Genomic DNA, 15,127 nt, shown 5'->3' with positions numbered 1-15,127 from the left:
TCCACTAAAAGAGGAGATTCTAGTCATGACCCAAGTCGGAGCTCTCGCCAGGTACGCTGCTCGCGCCAAATTCGACGACCTCTCGGCCGAGTCGCGCAAACAACTGCCGGTTCACATTCTGGATTCGTTGGGCTGCTGCATCGCCGCCCTTGGGGCCGGTCCTGTTCGGGCTTGTCGCGAACAGATTGCGGAGTTTGGTGGCACCGGCCCGTCCACGCTGATCGGTGGTGGGAAGGCGAACCCAATTTACGCTGCATTCTGGCACACCGCACTCGTGCGCTACGTCGATATCATGGACAACTTCCTGGCCCAGACCGAAACTTGCCATACGGCGGACAATTTCGGCGTTGCGCTGACGATTGCCGACTACGTCGGCGGCAGCGGCCGAGACCTGATGCTCGGGGTGGCCCTGGGCTACACGGTCCAGTCGCGGTTCGTTGATCATGCCAACTTCATGACGCGCGGCTTAGACCACACGGCGCAACTGGCCTTTTCGCTCAACGCTGCGGCTGGGCGACTGCTCGGCTTGAGCGAGCAGCAGATTGGCCACGCCATGGCGATGGCCGCGGTCAGCGATGCATCATTCGCCGTCGTTCGGGCAAAACCGCTGTCGCAATGGAAGGGTCTCGCCTCGGCGCAGTCGGCGCTCGGCGCCATGAACACTTTGTTCCTTGCCCGTCGTGGCGTCGAGGGGCCGCTGCAAGTGATCGAGGGTCCGCTGGGAATCGATCATCTTCTTGGGGTGAAGATCGACATCGACTGGGACAAGCAGGGATATGAGGGCGTCACGGAGAGTACCATCAAGAAGTACAACTCCATGATCCATACGCAGTCCGCAGTCCATTGTATGGTCGAACTGGCCCGGCAGAAAAAACTCGATCCCAACAAGATTGTCTCGATCGAGGCAGAGGTGTTCCAACTCGCCTTCGACTTCGCCGGCGGCGGCCTTTACGGCGTGGACAAAATCATCCGTACCAAGGAGCAGGCGGATCACAGCCTTCCGTACCTGCTTTCGGTCGCGCTCATCGATGGTGATGTGACGCCGGCACAATTCAAGCCGGACCGCATCACCAAGCCCGACGTCCAAGCGTTGCTGAAGAAGGTTTCGACCCGTCCGAATCATGAGTTCACGGCTCAATACCCCCGCAAGATGCCCGCCAAGATCATCATCCGGCTGCAAGACGGGACAGTGATCGAGCACGAGGTCCAAGATTACCCGGGTCTCGCTTCCCGTCCGTTCACGTGGGAGGAATCCGTTGAGAAATTCGACGGGCTCGTAGTCGGTCGCATCGATGCGGAGCTAAGTCGGGAGATCAAGGACGCCGTGCTTTCGCTCGAAAGCATCCAGGTCCGGGATTTGGTGAAACTGCTTAGCCACGCAAAGGCGCCTGGCAGAGAGGCCAGTGATGTGGGCCGCAACTTATCCAGAAAGGCAACCGCATGACTAGCCAGGCACCGATCCGCACTCGAAGCTGGCTGTTCACGCCGGCAACCCCCCCGGAACGCTTTGTGAAGGCATCTCAGGCCGGCGCCGACGTTGCGATCTTGGACCTTGAGGATGCCGTGGCACCTGAAGATAAGGTGGGCGCCAGGAGCACTGCTCTCGATTACCCGGCGGGAAACCCTTCCGATGGAGCGCTACACGCGCTGCGAAAGACTAATCTCTGGCGGTAAGGGGCGCGTCGCACCATGGACATCACGTCGCTCATTCTCTCGCGGCTGCAGTTCGCGTTCACCGTTTCGTTTCACATCATCTTCCCGTCTTTCACGATCGGGCTGGCAGCCTGGCTCACCGTGCTGGAATCCCTTCATCTCGCGACGGGGCGCCCTACCTACCGCCTCTTGTTCGAGTTTTGGCTCAAAATCTTCGGTGTGGCTTTCGGATTCGGCGTTGTCTCCGGGATCGTCATGGCGTTCGAGTTCGGCACCAATTGGAGCGAACTGTCCCGCATGTCGGGCCCGATCCAGGGGCCGCTGCTCGCATACGAGACCTTCACCGCTTTTGCGTTGGAAGCGACTTTCTTCGGCGTGCTTCTGTTCGGCCGTCAGAAGGTTGCCCCCTGGTTCTACCTGTTTTCGACCGCGATGGTGGCCCTCGGCACCACGCTGTCGGCGTTTTGGATCATGATCAACAACAGCTGGATGCAGGTTCCGGTCGGCTATGTCGTCGAGAACGGCATGTTCGTGCCGAATGATTGGACCAAGATCATCTTCAACTCGGTGGTCTGGTCGCGTTTTCCACACATGCTGTTTGCCGCTTACCTGACCGGCGCATTCTGCGTTGCTGCGACCGGCGCGTGGTATCTGCTGCGTGGCACGTTCGCCGCCGAGGCGAAGATCATGCTCCGCATGGGCCTGTATCTGGCCGCCGTGCTCATGCCAATTCAGCTCTTCTTCGGACACCTCAATGGTGAATACATTGTCCGTTACCAACCCTCGAAGATGGCCGCCATCGAGGCGCGATGGCACAACGAAAAGCCGGCATCCGAAGTACTGCTCGCGTGGCCGGACGTAGCGCAGCGGCGCAATCGTTTCGCGATCACCTTACCTGCACCCCTGGGCAGCTTGATCGACTCCGACAGTCTCGACGCCGCGGAAGTTGGTCTCGATAGCATTCCCGAGAGCGACTGGCCGCCGGTACTCATTCCTTTCTTCGGCTTCAGGATCATGGTCGGCTGTGGCCTGCTCATGTTGGCCTTGGCCTGGGCCGGAACGTATCTGAGCCGAGACGGACGTCTCGAGCGCAATCGGTTGGTGCTCTGGGCCACGTTCCTCAGCTTTCCGCTGCCCTTCATTGCGACCTTGACCGGCTGGTTCGTGGCCGAGGTGGGACGCCAGCCCTGGGTGGTTTATGGCGTGGTGAGAACTGCGGACGCGTTGACGCCGTTCCTGACGACGCGGGCGGCGACGATCTCGCTCATCGTCTTCTGCTCGATCTACACGTTCATCTTCGCGTTCGGCGTTTTCTACATCTACCGGCTGCTGCGCGCGGGACCGGTCGGACACCTCGTGCGGCCGCCCTCGGCCGCCATTCCCAGCCGGCCCCTATCCGTCGTCGACGAGTCAGTCACGGTGGATGCCTTTCACGCTCAGGCGGGAGAATGGCCATGATCATGTTCTGGGTGACACTCCTGGCCGTTAGCATTCTCATTTACGTGCTACTGGACGGTTTCGACCTTGGGGTCGGCATGCTCTTCGGTGTAGCCGGCGGCGAGCCGCGAAGACATGCCATGATCAGCGCGGTGGCGCCAATCTGGGACGGCAACGAAACGTGGCTTATCGTCTCGGGCGTGATCCTCTGGGGCGCCTTTCCGGTCGTCTATTCAATCCTGATGTCGGCGTTTTATCTCCCGGTTCTACTGATGCTGGCGGGGCTGATCCTGCGCGGCGTGGCCTTTCAGTTTCGGTACGAGGCCAAGCGACTGCGCTGGATCTGGAACGCAAGCTTTGCAGGAGGCTCGCTCATCGCATCATTCATGCAGGGCCTGATGGTGGGCGCTCTCGTGGAGGGTCTGCCGATCTCCGGCGTCCGGTACGCTGGCGGCGAATTCGGCTGGCTCAGTCCCTTTGCGGTGCTTTGTGGCATCGGTCTGTGTATCGGCTACGCGCTGCTTGGTGCCTCGTGGCTTGTGGGGAAACGCAACGACGAGGTCCGCGACCAGGCCTATCGCCTCATCCCATATCTGTCGGTAGCGCTGCTCGTCTTCCTCATCGCCGTGTTCGCCTATGCACTGGCCAGGGACCTTGCGGTGATGGCGCGATGGCTCGACCGACCTTCCTTGTTTTTCTTTCCAGCGGTCGGCGCCTGGGCCGCAATCGTGCTCGTCGCCGGCGTTCACCGCCGTCGTGAGCACGCGCTGCCGTTCCCTATGGTTGCTGTCATTTTCGTGGCGGCCTTTTGCACGCTGGCGATTTCGTTCTGGCCCTACATGATCCCGTTCTCGATCACGATCGAACAGGCGGCCGCCCCTCACTCGAGCCTTGCCTTCATGTTTTGGGGAGCGGGTCTCTTCGTGTTCCCGCTCATGCTGCTCTATACCGTGATCAGCCTGACCGTGTTCAGAGGCAAAGTCGCGGGGCCGGCAGACCCTTATTAGAACGGAAGGCACTTGAAACTGAGACATCTGCGCCGTGCTTAGCAAGACAATGGAGTGACACATGCGAATTGGACTTTTCATCCCCTGTTATATCGATGCTTTCTTTCCGAAAGTCGGCATCGCGACCCTCGAGTTACTCGAGCGCTTCGGCCACGAGGTCGTATATCCTCGCGACCAGACCTGTTGTGGACAACCGATGGCCAATAGCGGGTTCAACGCCGAATGTGCCGCTACCGAGGCCCTGTTCGTGCGCAATTTCTCCGGCTTCGATTACGTCGTAGGGCCGTCCGGTAGTTGTGTTCACCATGTGCGCGACAATTTCGACGCCATCGAGCAGAGCGCCGAGGTGAAGGTGGTTCGTGCCCGCACCTACGAGCTGGTCGAGTTTCTCCACGACATCCTGAAGGTGGATGCGTTTCCGTGGGCCGGGTTCCCGCATCGTGTCGGCCTGCACAACAGCTGCGGCACCTTGCGCCGGCTCAAGCACGCGACACCCTCCGAGCTGCATGAGCCATTTTTCTCCAAGCCAATGGACCTGCTGTCGAAGGTGGACGGGATCGAATTCGTCAAGCCGGCGAGACCGGACGAGTGTTGCGGCTTCGGGGGCACCTTCTCGGTGTTCGAGGAAGTCGTTTCCACCAAGATGGGATACGACAAGGTCAGCGATCATGCCCGCGCCGGTGCCGAGTACATCGTATCGGCCGATAGCTCATGCCTGATGCATCAGCAAGGCTGCGCCGAGCGCATCGGCGTGCCGCTCAAGTTCATCCACATCGCCGAAATATTGAACGGAGCCAACGCATGAGCATCTCTCCTGAGCAGTTGCTCGATAACTCCATGCTGCATCCCGAGGTGCTGGCTGGCGAAGACGCTTATGGCATCTACCGCAACGGCCACCGCCTCGATCACGCCGAGGGCGCCTCGAAGCCACTTCGCTCGCGGCCTGAACCGCAGCCGCGCGGCGCGAAGGTCCACGGCAATCGGCCGGTCAACCAGGCGGAAGCGGCCGGCCGCTTCATTGCCGCGCCCGAGCACGAAAAGATGCATGACGAGCGCCTCTGGGATCTTCGTCAGAAGCGCGATCGGGAAATGCACCACATTCCCGAATGGGAAGAGCTCCGGGCGCTTGCCTCTGCCATCAAGGAGCACACGCTTACCCACCTCGATGAATACCTAGATCAGTTCGAGACGCGTGCGCGGGCGAATGGCATTCATGTGCACTGGGCACGCGACGCGGCCGAGCACAATCGGATCGTTCACGGTATCCTCAGCGACCACGGCGCGAAATCGCTGATCAAGAGCAAATCGATGCTGACCGAGGAGTGCGGCTTCCGCGCTTACATGGCCTCGGTCGGGATCGAGGTGGTCGAGACCGACCTTGGCGAGCGCATCCAGCAGCTCGACAAGGAAGACCCGAGCCATGTCGTGGTGCCGGCCGTGCACAAGCTTCGGACCGATGTGGCGAACGTGTTCGCCAACACGATCGGCACGGACCCCGACAACAGCGACGTCCATTATCTCGCGGAAGCGCAGCGTGAGGCGACGCGCCCGCTGATCCTTGCGGCCGACGCCGGCATGACGGGAGGCAATTTCGTCGTCGCGGAGACCGGCACGTTTGTCGTCTGCACCAACGAGGGCAATGCCGACTTGTCGGCCAATGTACCGAAGCTGCATATCGCCTCGATCGGCATCGAGAAGATCATTCCCCGTTTGGAACACCTGGCGGTGCTTGTTCGCCTGTTGTCGCGCAGCGCGCTGGGCTCGCCGATGACCCAATACACCTCGCACTTCCGCGGCCCGCGGGCAGGCGGCGAGATGCATGTGGTGCTGGTGGATAACGGCCGCTCCGAGCGGCTCGGCCTCGAAGAGTTTTGGACTTCGCTCAAATGCATTCGCTGCGGCGCCTGCATGAACACCTGCCCGGTCTACCGGCGCAGCGGCGGCTTGAGCTACGGCGCAACCTATTCCGGACCGATTGGCCTCATCATCGATCCGACCTTCAACGCACGCAAATACAGCAACCTGCCCTTCGCCTCATCGCTCAATGGCAGTTGCACCAATGTCTGCCCGGTGAAGATCAATATCCACGAGCAGATCTATGCCTGGCGAAGGGAATTGGTGAAGCGGCACGATGTCCCGCTGGTCAAGAAGGCCGCGATGAAGGCCGCCGGCGAGTTGCTGTCTCGTCCCATAGCCTATCGTGCCGCGATCGCCTCGGCCGATGTTGCGCTGGCGCACCTGCCGCGCTTCGTTATCTACAACGGCCTTAATGCCTGGGGAAAGCACCGCGAGGTGCCGCATCCGCCAAAGCAAACATTCCACAGCTGGTACAAGGCGAACCGCGGAGGCAAACAATGACCAGCCGCGACGATATCCTGGCGTCGATCCAGGCCAACCTGCCGCAAGTTGACCGACCGCTGCCGGTTGTTCCACTGTTCGACAATAATGCACCGGCATCGCTTCTCTCTACGTTCAAGCCCAGTTTGGAACGTATGGGAGGCATATTTCTCGATCCTCCGGACTCGGGCGATCCTCTAGCCCCCGTGCGGGCGAAGATCGCGAGCGCCAAAATCGTCTGCTCGATGGTGCCGGAGATCGCCGGCAACCGGGATATCGCAGGCGTCGGCGCGCCGCAGGATCTGGCGGACGTGGATCTCGCGATCGTCCGCGCTTCCTTCGCCGTGGCCGAGACCGGCTCCGTGCTCCTGACCGAAACGGACCTAAGCATCAACGCGCTTGCTTACCTCGCACAGCACCTGATCGTGCTGCTCGATCCCGCCGACATCGCCGTCAATCTGCATCATGCCTATCGCCGGCCGGAATTCCGCGACAGGCACTATGCCAGCTTCCACACTGGCCCATCCGCCACCGCGGACATCGAGGGCGTGCTCATCCATGGCGCGCAGGGTGTCCGCTCGCTCTCTGTTCTGCCGATCGCCAGAACTCCTTAACGCCAAAGCGATCTCTTCAACACAGGAGAAGAAAGACATGAATGAACGAGCAAAGATTACCGCTAAGAACAAGCACCTGGATATTCTGCAGGGTATTGCGTTGCTGGGCGATCCCGCCCGCAATAAGGGTACGGCCTTCACGCTAGAGGAGCGCAGCCGCTATGGGCTTGAAGGTCTTCTGCCGAATTCGGTGGAAACCATTGACCGTCAGGTCGAGCGCGTGCTGGGACACCTGGAGGCAAAGCCGACCGACCTCGAACGCTACGTCTATCTTAGCGGCCTATCGGACCGGAATGAGACGCTGTTCTACCGCGCGGTGATGTCTGATCCCGCGCGCTTCATACCGATCCTCTATGACCCGACCGTGGCCTATGCCTGTCTCACTTTTGGCCACATCTATCGACGCGCCCGCGGCATGTACATCAGCCGCCACATGAAGGGTCGCATCGCCGAGGTTCTGCGCAACTGGCCGCAGCAGGACATCCGTTTCATCTGCGTCTCCACCGGCGGGCGCATCCTCGGCCTCGGTGACATAGGCGCCAACGGCATGGGCATTCCGATCGGCAAGCTGCAGCTCTACACGGCGTGTGCAGCGGTGCCGCCGACGAGCCTGCTTCCGGTGCTGCTCGACATCGGCACGACCAACGAGGTGCTGCGCGCCGATCCGCTCTATCTCGGGTTACGGGAGCCGCCTCCGTCGGATCAGGAACTGGACGAGCTGACCGACGAATTCGTGCAAGCGGTTCAGGAGGTCTTTCCCGACTGCTGCATCCATTTCGAAGACTGGAAGGGCACCGACGCCATTCGGATGCTCAAGCGGTACGGCGACAAGGTGTTGTGCTACAATGATGACATCCAGGGCACTGCCAGCGTGGCGCTTGCAGGACTGATAACTGCATTGCAGATCGTTGACGCGCCGCTGACTGACCAGCGCATCCTGTTCCTGGGTGCCGGGTCGGCGGGAATCGGCATCGCCGGTCTTATCGCAGCTGCCATACAGGAAAAAGGGTTGTCCCAGGACGAAGCGCGCCGCCGCATCTCGATGTTCGACATCGATGGTCTGCTCGAGCCGTCCCGCTCCGACCTCTCGGAAGATCAGAAGGTGTACGCGCACAAGGCTGCGCCGTCGAAAGATCTTGTGCAAACCATCGAAGCGTTGAAGCCAACGGTGCTGATAGGCGTCAGCACCAAGGGCGGCGCGTTTACTCAGCAGGTCGTCGAGGCGATGAGCCGGCTCAACGAGCGGCCCATCATCTTCGCGCTCTCCAACCCGACCGAAAAGGCGGAATGCTCTGCCGAGCAGGCCTACACCTGGTCAAAGGGCAAGGCTCTGTTTGCGGCCGGAGTACAGTTTCCGGATGTGACGGTGAACGGCAAAACCTTTCACCCCGGTCAGGCCAACAACTTCTACATCTTCCCGGCGGTTGGCCTCGCCACCTACGTGGCGCGGCCGCGGCGAATCACTGACGCCTGCTTCATCGCGGCCGCTCAGGCATGCGCAGACCAGGTCGGCCCTGAGCTGCGCGCCAAAGGCATGCTGTTTCCCAGTCAGGACAGCATCCTGGAGCAGGAAGTGACCACGGCAGTCCGCGTCGCGGAGTTCATGTTCGACCAGGGCCTGGCGCAAGTAGAGCGCCCGCGCGACATCCGCGCCTGGATCGAGGGTCAGCTCTACAAGCCTCAATACTGATGGAGTGCCCGGGCGGCCGGTCAAGGCCGCCCAACCCCGATAACCCACGATTCATTGAAGGAGACGATACAATGAACGAAGCAGTAACTCCCATCTTGCTCGATACCCCGATCGGCATCAATGCGACCGGCAAACGTCATGAAACCGACTCGATGGGCGGCATCGACGTGCCGGCCGACCGCTACTGGGGCGCGCAGACGCAGCGCAGTCTTGTCCATTTCTCGATCGGCGACGACCACATGCCGAAGCGCGTCTATTATGCCTACGGCTACGTGAAGAAGGCGGCGGCGCTGGTCAACGCCGCGGCCGGCCGGCTGCCCCAACGGAAAACGGATGCCATCGTACGCGCTGCCGACGAGGCCATCACAGGCAAGCTCGACGAGCATTTTCCGCTCTATGTCTGGCAGACCGGATCGGGCACCCAGTCGAACATGAACGTCAACGAGGTGCTGTCGAACCGCGCCATCCAGCTGCTCGGCGGCAAGATTGGCAGCAAGTCGCCGGTCCATCCCAACGACGACGTCAATATGGGGCAGTCGTCGAACGACAGCTTCCCGACCGCGATGCACATCGCCGCGGTGCTAGAGCTTGAGGAGCATTTGCTGCCGTATGCGGAGGCGCTGGCTGAGTCGATCGAGGCGAAGGCGAGGGAATGGAGCGACGTCGTCAAGACCGGGCGGACGCATCTGCAGGATGCCGTACCGCTGACGGTGGGACAGGAATGGTCGGGTTACGCGCATCAGATCCGCGACGCGCTGGAGCGTATCCGCTTCTCTGAGAAGGACCTCTTCGAGCTGGCCGCAGGAGGCACCGCCGTCGGCACCGGGCTCAACGCACCGGCGGGCTTCAGCCAGGAGATCGCGGCCAAGATCGCCGAGCTGACCGGCCATCCCTTCATCACCGCGCCCAACAAGTTCGCGGCCCAGGGTTCGCTCGACGGGATGGTTGCCGCCATGGCGGCGTTGCGCGGGCTTGCGGTTGCCTTGATGAAGGTCGCCAACGATATGCGCTGGCTCGCCTCCGGCCCGCGGTGCGGTCTGGGCGAACTCCTGCTGCCGGAAAACGAGCCGGGCTCCTCGATCATGCCGGGCAAGGTCAACCCGACCCAGTGCGAGGCGATGGTGATGGTGTGCATCGAGGTGATCGGCGAGGACAACGCGGTAGCGTTCGCCGGCAGCCAGGGCAACTTCGAGCTCAATGCGATGCGCCCGGTCATCATCAACAATTTCCTGCATTCTGCGGCCATCCTGGGCGATGCTTGCGAGAAGTTCCGGCGCTTCTCGGTTGAGGGCACGCGGCTCAACCGCAAGCGCATCGACGAGACGGTCGGGCGCTCGCTCATGCTGGTTACCGCACTCAGTCCGGTTATCGGCTACGACAAAGCGTCGGCGATCGCGCACAAGGCCAACGACGACGATCTGAGCTTGAAGGAGGCCGCCCTTCAGTCCGGCTACATCGACGAGAAGCGTTTCGATGAGATCGTCAACCCCGAGAACATGGTCGGGCACGGTCTCGCCGGGGCATAGCCGTGAAAATGCTCCAGGACATATCCGGCTTTTGCGAGGAGTGCATGCAGTGAGTAAGCTAAAAAAACTCTCCTTGTGGGATGTCGTCTACGCCCTGAACATGGCCATCGCATGCGGGATCTCGTACTGGATCATTACCCATGCGCTTCAGCCTCTTGGCGACAGAGACTCCGATTTGCTGGGAGGGATGTGGGCGGTGGCTGCTACCGTGTTCGTGTTCCGCGAAACCCGCCGAGACAGTTTCTCGGCGGGGCTGGCGCGTTTGATCGCCACATGCGTGAGCTTTGCGCTGTGCCTTGTTTACCTGTGGTTCTTTTCATTCACCGCGCTGGGTATGGCTGCCTTGCTCGGATTAGGAACCCTGGTGATGATGCTGTTGAATCGACGCGGCGACATCGTAACGACCGGCATAACGACCGCTGTCGTCATGGTGGTCGCGGGAATGTCTCCCCTGAATGCATGGCATCAACCATTGTTGCGCCTGATCGACACCGTTGTCGGAATCGCAGTGGGCGTTGCATGTAAGTGGATCGCCTCGCGTGTCTTTTTCAGGATCACTGGGGAGCCGGAGCGATGATAGGTGACGTTTGCCTTCGTCTTCCGTTCCCCTCCTGCATGAGCTGCTCGGGAGACGCCCCATGAAAATTGCCTTCTTCAGCACGCAGGAGTTTGAACGTCATGTTCTGGACGAAGCCAATCAGCAATTCCACCACGAGATTATCTTTTACAGGGAGAAGTTGCGTCGGAGCACTGCCTCTGTGGCGGCCGGGTGCCCTGCTGTTTGCGTATTCGTAAACGACGTCTTGGATAGCGCGACACTATCGCAGCTCGCCGCGGACGGGACGCGACTGATCGCCTTGCGGTGTGCCGGCTACGACAATGTAGATCTAGCGCGCGCGCATCAGTTGAAGATGGCGGTAGTACGCGTTCCCGCCTATTCGCCGCAGGCGGTCGCCGAGCACGCCGTCGCTCTGATGATGACACTGAACCGGAATACCCACCGCGCATATAACCGCGTTCGCGACGGCAACTTTGATCTGAATGGCCTGGTCGGATTCAATATGGCAGGCAAGACCGTTGGTGTCGTTGGTACGGGCAAGATCGGCGCCGCGCTGGCGCAAATCATGAAAGGCTTCGGCTGCAGGTTGCTCGGTTACGACATGCGCAGCAACCCGCGCTGCGTGGAGCAGGGCATGAAGTACACCGATCTTGCATCGCTGCTGTCGGAATCAGACATTGTGTCGTTACATTGCCCCCTTACACCCGAAACTATGCACTTGATTAACAGGCAGACGATTGCCTTGATGAAACGTGGGTCGATGTTGATCAATACCTCACGGGGCGCACTGATAGACGCCCGCGCAGCAATCGATGCGCTGAAGACACGAGACCACCTGTGGTATCTAGGAATCGATGTATACGAGGAAGAAGGGTCTCTGTTCTTCAAGGATAGATCATCGGCGATCATACAGGACGATGTGTTTGAGCGCCTGACGACCTTTCCGAACACGCTAATTACCGGTCACCAAGCGTTCTTGACGCACGAGGCACTGCGACAAATCGCCGAGGTCACGCTGGCTAACGTAAGCGATTTCGAATCAGGAGCCCCCAAGCCGGAGAACGTCGTACGAGCCATCCGTCAACCAGCGCCATCAATGGGTTTGCGATGAAGCTAACGAACTCTCCCTGGCGCGGAGGATCGCGAATCTGGCGAGCAACCTTCCGGTTTGCCGATGAGCAAAAGGACAAGCGGAATGGCGAACGACTTTGAAATCAAGCCAACCAATATCCGGCCTCCACTAGTCGACGAGTCGCTCGGAACCAAGCTGCTTCCGAGCGTGCTTAGCGTAATAGCCGGCAGTACGGACGTGATCAGCTTTCTCGGGCTCAGCGGCCTGTTCGCCGCCCATATCACCGGCAATCTTGTCATTCTGGCCGCGCACATCGTCGCCGGTGACGAAGCACCATTGGCTCTTGTGCTCTCGGTTCCCGTTTTCATCGTCGTGCTTGCCGTGACTCGGCTACTGGCGGCTGGCCTGGAGCGGATGCACGTCGCCTCGCTCCGGCCTCTGCTCCTTCTCCAATTCCTGTTGCTTGCTGGTTTTCTCGCCCTTTGCGTCGGTGGCGGTCCGCTGCTCAATGTAAACGCTGCAAAAGCGATCGTTGCCGGCATGTTGGGTGTTTCCGCGATGGCAATGCAAAATGCTCTTGTGCAGATCTCGCTAAAGGGGTCTCCATCCACCGCGGTGATGACGACCAACATTACCCGTTTCGTGATGGACCTCGGCGAGGTTCTGCTTGGGCGCAGTCGGAACGACGCGGTGAAGGCAGGCGAGCGCGCGAGGCGCACCGGACTCGCGATCGCGGGCTTCATCGTAGGCTGCGGCATCGGTGCCGGGTGTCAGGCCGTAGTTGGGCTGTGGGCGCTGGCGCTGCCCGCTGGCCTTGCGCTGGTGGCGCTCGCCATGGCTGTTGCGGCGAAACTCGACGGCGCTCAGGCCCACCCCTTCAGCCCTCGCCTCATTGTGGAGACGAGTCCGCAACGGGCCGACTCGTACCGCGCAACCGGATCAGGGACAACTTCCAATGCCGAACGTGGTTGACGAGCCGGGCTGCATTGACGCGAGGAGCTTTCCGACGCGATTAGGGCCCCTGACAAGCGCAGTCAGGGCCGCCGGCCCGCCGCTGCTGTTCGGCCTGCGACTGTGGGCCTCCGTCTGTCTGGCCCTCTACGTCGCGTTCTGGCTCCAACTCGACAACGCTTATTGGGCTGGCACGTCAGCGGCGCTGGTGTGCCAGCCGCATCTTGGCGCATCACTGCGCAAGGGATGGTTCCGAATGGTCGGCACTTTGGTGGGCGGGGTCGCGATCGTGGTGCTGACGGCGTGGTTCCCGCAAAGCCGCGCTGGTTTTCTCATCGGTCTGGCGCTGTGGGGAGCAGCCTGCGCGCTTGTCGCGACGCAGCTACGCAATTTCGCGGCCTACGGAGCAGCGCTGGCCGGCTACACGGCCGCGATCATCGCCAGCGATGAGCTCGGCGCGGCTGGCGGCACGAATGGCCTCGCCTTCACTTTCGCCGTCACCCGCGTCAGCGAGATCTGGATCGGGATCGTGTGCGGCGGCATCGTCCTTGCTGGAACAGATTTCGGCGGCGCTCCACGGCGGCTCGCGGCGCTGCTCGGGGCCCTGTCAGCCCAAATCGCGAGCAGGTTCGGCTCCGCATTGACACTGGCCGGGTCGGCGTTGTCGGACATGCAGCCGGTTCGACGCGAGCTCGTACGACAGGTCATCGCGCTCGACCCTGTGATCGACCAGGCGATCGGAGAATCCTCGAGACTTCACTATCATTCGCGGGCGCTGCGGGCGGCAATGGATGGCCTGTTTGAAGCGCTGGCCGGTTGGTCGGCCGTGGTGCGGCGGCTCGCGCGCTTGCCGGATGACGCGGCTCGGCAGGAAGCCGATGCCGCGCTGAACAGCGTGCCACTGGAGCTGCGGTCCGCGCCGTCGCAGGGCGAAGCGATACCCTGGCTGGCCGACCCGACCGGGATGCGCCGCCTGTGTGAGGCGGCAGTGCGGCGGCTGATCGCCATGCCGGCCGATACGCCGTCACTGCGGCTGCTGGCCGACCAGACCGCCCGAGTGCTGGCCGGCTTGGCCCATTTGCTCGACGGACTGGCGTTGCTGGTTGCCGACCCTGCTCGCCCCCGCTCTCGCCACCGCCGCGTCAGGCTCCATGTACCCGACTGGTTGCCGGCATTCTTCAATGCCTCCCGCGCGTTCATCACGATCGGCGCGGTCGAGCTCTTCTGGATCGTGACCGCATGGCCAAACGGCGCATTGGCCATCACCTGGACAGCCATTTCGGTCATCCTGTTTGCGCCGAGAGCCGAGATGGCCTACGCGCAGGCGGCCGACTTCATGACGGGCACCGGCCTTGCCGTGGTTTGCGCCGCGATCTTCCTGTTTGCGCTGTTGCCGAACGTCGAGAGCTTCACCGGCTTGAGCGTCCTGATGGCGCTTTATCTGATTCCGGTGGGTGCCCTGATGGCCCAACCATGGCGGGTCTCGATGTTTACGCCAATGGCCGGCAATTTCGTGCCGCTGCTCGCGCCGGCCAACCAGATGAGCTACGACACCGTGCAATTCTACAACGCCGCGCTGGCGATCGTTGCGGGGTCTGGCGCCGCAGCGCTGTCGTTTCGCTTGCTGCCGCCGCTGTCACCGGCACTGCGGAGCGAGCGGCTGCTGGCGCTGAGCTTGCGCGACCTGCGCCGCCTCGCCACAGTCGCCGTCCACCGGCTCGGAGACGATTGGGAAGGCCGCATCTACAGCCGCCTCGCGGCTTTGTCGGACCAAGCCGAGCCGCTGCAGCGGGCGCAGCTCTTGACGGCGCTGTCAGTCGGGACCGAGATTATCCATCTTCGTCGCATCGCACCTCAACTGGGCTTGGTCTCGGAGCTCGACTCCGCGCTCGAGGCCCTTGCGCAAGGGAACAGCGTTGCTGCAACCGCAGGGCTGACCGCGCGTGATCAACGGCTTGCATTGCTAAGGCAGGGCGAACTGCAGACCTCGCTTGCGCAGCGAGAGCGCGGCCGAGTTCTCGTGATCTGCGACGCTTTGGTCCGACATCGCTGTTATTTTGACGCAGGAGCATCAACTTGAAGTTCGTCGAGGTCGATCTGCTCGGCGTCTACGGTGCGCCGATCTCGGTGATGATGGTGGCGGCATGGTTCGTTACCATGGTCTTGCGCAGGGTCGCGGGCCGCTTTGGCTTGCTGGCCTACGTCTGGCATCCGGCGCTGTTCGTGTTCACGGTATACATCATCGTGCTGTCGTCAATCGTACTCGTCGTTTCACGCTGAG

At 61.5% G+C, this 15,127-nt stretch carries 14 protein-coding genes; all 14 read left to right on the top strand.

Annotated elements, in window-relative coordinates; genetic code table 11:
• Window positions 1-25 precede the first annotated feature (25 nt).
• The 14 genes from NL528_RS45435 to NL528_RS45370 all read left to right on the top strand — a co-directional run bounded on the left by NL528_RS45435 (window position 26) and on the right by NL528_RS45370 (window position 15,126).
• Window positions 26-1,444 (top strand): MmgE/PrpD family protein, encoded by a 1,419-nt coding sequence (locus NL528_RS45435; RefSeq protein ID WP_309185763.1) that lies wholly within the window; start codon window positions 26-28, stop codon window positions 1,442-1,444.
• Entirely contained in the window at window positions 1,441-1,674 is a 234-nt protein-coding gene (locus tag NL528_RS45430; RefSeq protein WP_309185761.1) for an aldolase/citrate lyase family protein, read from the top strand. Before NL528_RS45435 ends, NL528_RS45430 begins: the two co-directional genes overlap by 4 nt.
• A 15-nt stretch (window positions 1,675-1,689) precedes the next feature.
• Window positions 1,690-3,111 (top strand): cytochrome ubiquinol oxidase subunit I, encoded by a 1,422-nt coding sequence (locus NL528_RS45425; protein WP_309185759.1) that lies wholly within the window; start codon window positions 1,690-1,692, stop codon window positions 3,109-3,111.
• Entirely contained in the window at window positions 3,108-4,097 is a 990-nt protein-coding gene (cydB, locus tag NL528_RS45420; protein ID WP_309185757.1) for a cytochrome d ubiquinol oxidase subunit II, read from the top strand. The genes NL528_RS45425 and cydB overlap by 4 nt, the downstream gene beginning before the upstream one ends.
• 61 nt (window positions 4,098-4,158) lie before the next feature.
• Window positions 4,159-4,902, top strand: a complete 744-nt coding sequence (locus NL528_RS45415; protein WP_309185755.1) for a (Fe-S)-binding protein — start codon at window positions 4,159-4,161, stop codon at window positions 4,900-4,902.
• Complete coding sequence (locus NL528_RS45410; RefSeq protein ID WP_309185753.1) at window positions 4,899-6,455, top strand: lactate utilization protein B; 1,557 nt, start codon at window positions 4,899-4,901, stop codon at window positions 6,453-6,455. The genes NL528_RS45415 and NL528_RS45410 overlap by 4 nt, the downstream gene beginning before the upstream one ends.
• Window positions 6,452-7,048 (top strand): LUD domain-containing protein, encoded by a 597-nt coding sequence (locus NL528_RS45405; RefSeq protein ID WP_309185750.1) that lies wholly within the window; start codon window positions 6,452-6,454, stop codon window positions 7,046-7,048. The genes NL528_RS45410 and NL528_RS45405 overlap by 4 nt, the downstream gene beginning before the upstream one ends.
• A 37-nt stretch (window positions 7,049-7,085) precedes the next feature.
• A complete protein-coding gene (locus tag NL528_RS45400) occupies window positions 7,086-8,738 on the top strand; it encodes an NAD-dependent malic enzyme (protein ID WP_309185859.1) in 1,653 nt (550 codons plus the stop codon).
• 71 nt (window positions 8,739-8,809) lie between these two features.
• Window positions 8,810-10,264, top strand: coding sequence for a class II fumarate hydratase (gene fumC / locus NL528_RS45395; protein WP_309185749.1), 1,455 nt, complete (start codon window positions 8,810-8,812; stop codon window positions 10,262-10,264).
• A gap of 49 nt (window positions 10,265-10,313) precedes the next feature.
• Window positions 10,314-10,841, top strand: a complete 528-nt coding sequence (locus NL528_RS45390) for an FUSC family protein (RefSeq protein ID WP_309185748.1) — start codon at window positions 10,314-10,316, stop codon at window positions 10,839-10,841.
• Window positions 10,842-10,902: 61 nt separating this feature from the next.
• Window positions 10,903-11,934: a 2-hydroxyacid dehydrogenase gene (locus tag NL528_RS45385; protein ID WP_309185746.1), complete on the top strand. Its 1,032-nt coding sequence runs from the start codon at window positions 10,903-10,905 to the stop codon at window positions 11,932-11,934.
• A gap of 84 nt (window positions 11,935-12,018) precedes the next feature.
• Entirely contained in the window at window positions 12,019-12,867 is an 849-nt protein-coding gene (locus NL528_RS45380) for a DUF1275 family protein (protein ID WP_309185745.1), read from the top strand.
• A complete protein-coding gene (locus NL528_RS45375; RefSeq protein WP_309185743.1) occupies window positions 12,851-14,926 on the top strand; it encodes an FUSC family protein in 2,076 nt (691 codons plus the stop codon). Before NL528_RS45380 ends, NL528_RS45375 begins: the two co-directional genes overlap by 17 nt.
• On the top strand, window positions 14,923-15,126 hold the full coding sequence (locus tag NL528_RS45370) for a DUF1656 domain-containing protein (RefSeq protein WP_309185742.1): 204 nt from the start codon (window positions 14,923-14,925) through the stop codon (window positions 15,124-15,126). The genes NL528_RS45375 and NL528_RS45370 overlap by 4 nt, the downstream gene beginning before the upstream one ends.
• Window position 15,127 lies beyond the last annotated feature (1 nt).

It is taken from the genome of Bradyrhizobium sp. Ash2021 (genome assembly GCF_031202265.1).
Taxonomy (GTDB): Bacteria; Pseudomonadota; Alphaproteobacteria; order Rhizobiales; family Xanthobacteraceae; genus Bradyrhizobium.
Note: the sequence above shows the minus strand (reverse complement) of the source record. Positions and strands in the feature narration are given on the sequence as shown.

Excerpts from the sequence above, each read along its gene's own strand:
- NL528_RS45435 (WP_309185763.1), top strand. The coding sequence starts at position 26 with ATGACCCAAGTCGGAGCTCTCGCCAGGTACGCTGCTCGCGCCAAATTC.
- NL528_RS45430 (WP_309185761.1), top strand. The coding sequence starts at position 1,441 with ATGACTAGCCAGGCACCGATCCGCACTCGAAGCTGGCTGTTCACGCCG.
- NL528_RS45425 (WP_309185759.1), top strand. The coding sequence starts at position 1,690 with ATGGACATCACGTCGCTCATTCTCTCGCGGCTGCAGTTCGCGTTCACC.
- cydB (WP_309185757.1), top strand. The coding sequence starts at position 3,108 with ATGATCATGTTCTGGGTGACACTCCTGGCCGTTAGCATTCTCATTTAC.
- NL528_RS45415 (WP_309185755.1), top strand. The coding sequence starts at position 4,159 with ATGCGAATTGGACTTTTCATCCCCTGTTATATCGATGCTTTCTTTCCG.
- NL528_RS45410 (WP_309185753.1), top strand. The coding sequence starts at position 4,899 with ATGAGCATCTCTCCTGAGCAGTTGCTCGATAACTCCATGCTGCATCCC.
- NL528_RS45405 (WP_309185750.1), top strand. The coding sequence starts at position 6,452 with ATGACCAGCCGCGACGATATCCTGGCGTCGATCCAGGCCAACCTGCCG.
- NL528_RS45400 (WP_309185859.1), top strand. The coding sequence starts at position 7,086 with ATGAATGAACGAGCAAAGATTACCGCTAAGAACAAGCACCTGGATATT.
- fumC (WP_309185749.1), top strand. The coding sequence starts at position 8,810 with ATGAACGAAGCAGTAACTCCCATCTTGCTCGATACCCCGATCGGCATC.
- NL528_RS45385 (WP_309185746.1), top strand. The coding sequence starts at position 10,903 with ATGAAAATTGCCTTCTTCAGCACGCAGGAGTTTGAACGTCATGTTCTG.
- NL528_RS45380 (WP_309185745.1), top strand. The coding sequence starts at position 12,019 with ATGGCGAACGACTTTGAAATCAAGCCAACCAATATCCGGCCTCCACTA.
- NL528_RS45375 (WP_309185743.1), top strand. The coding sequence starts at position 12,851 with ATGCCGAACGTGGTTGACGAGCCGGGCTGCATTGACGCGAGGAGCTTT.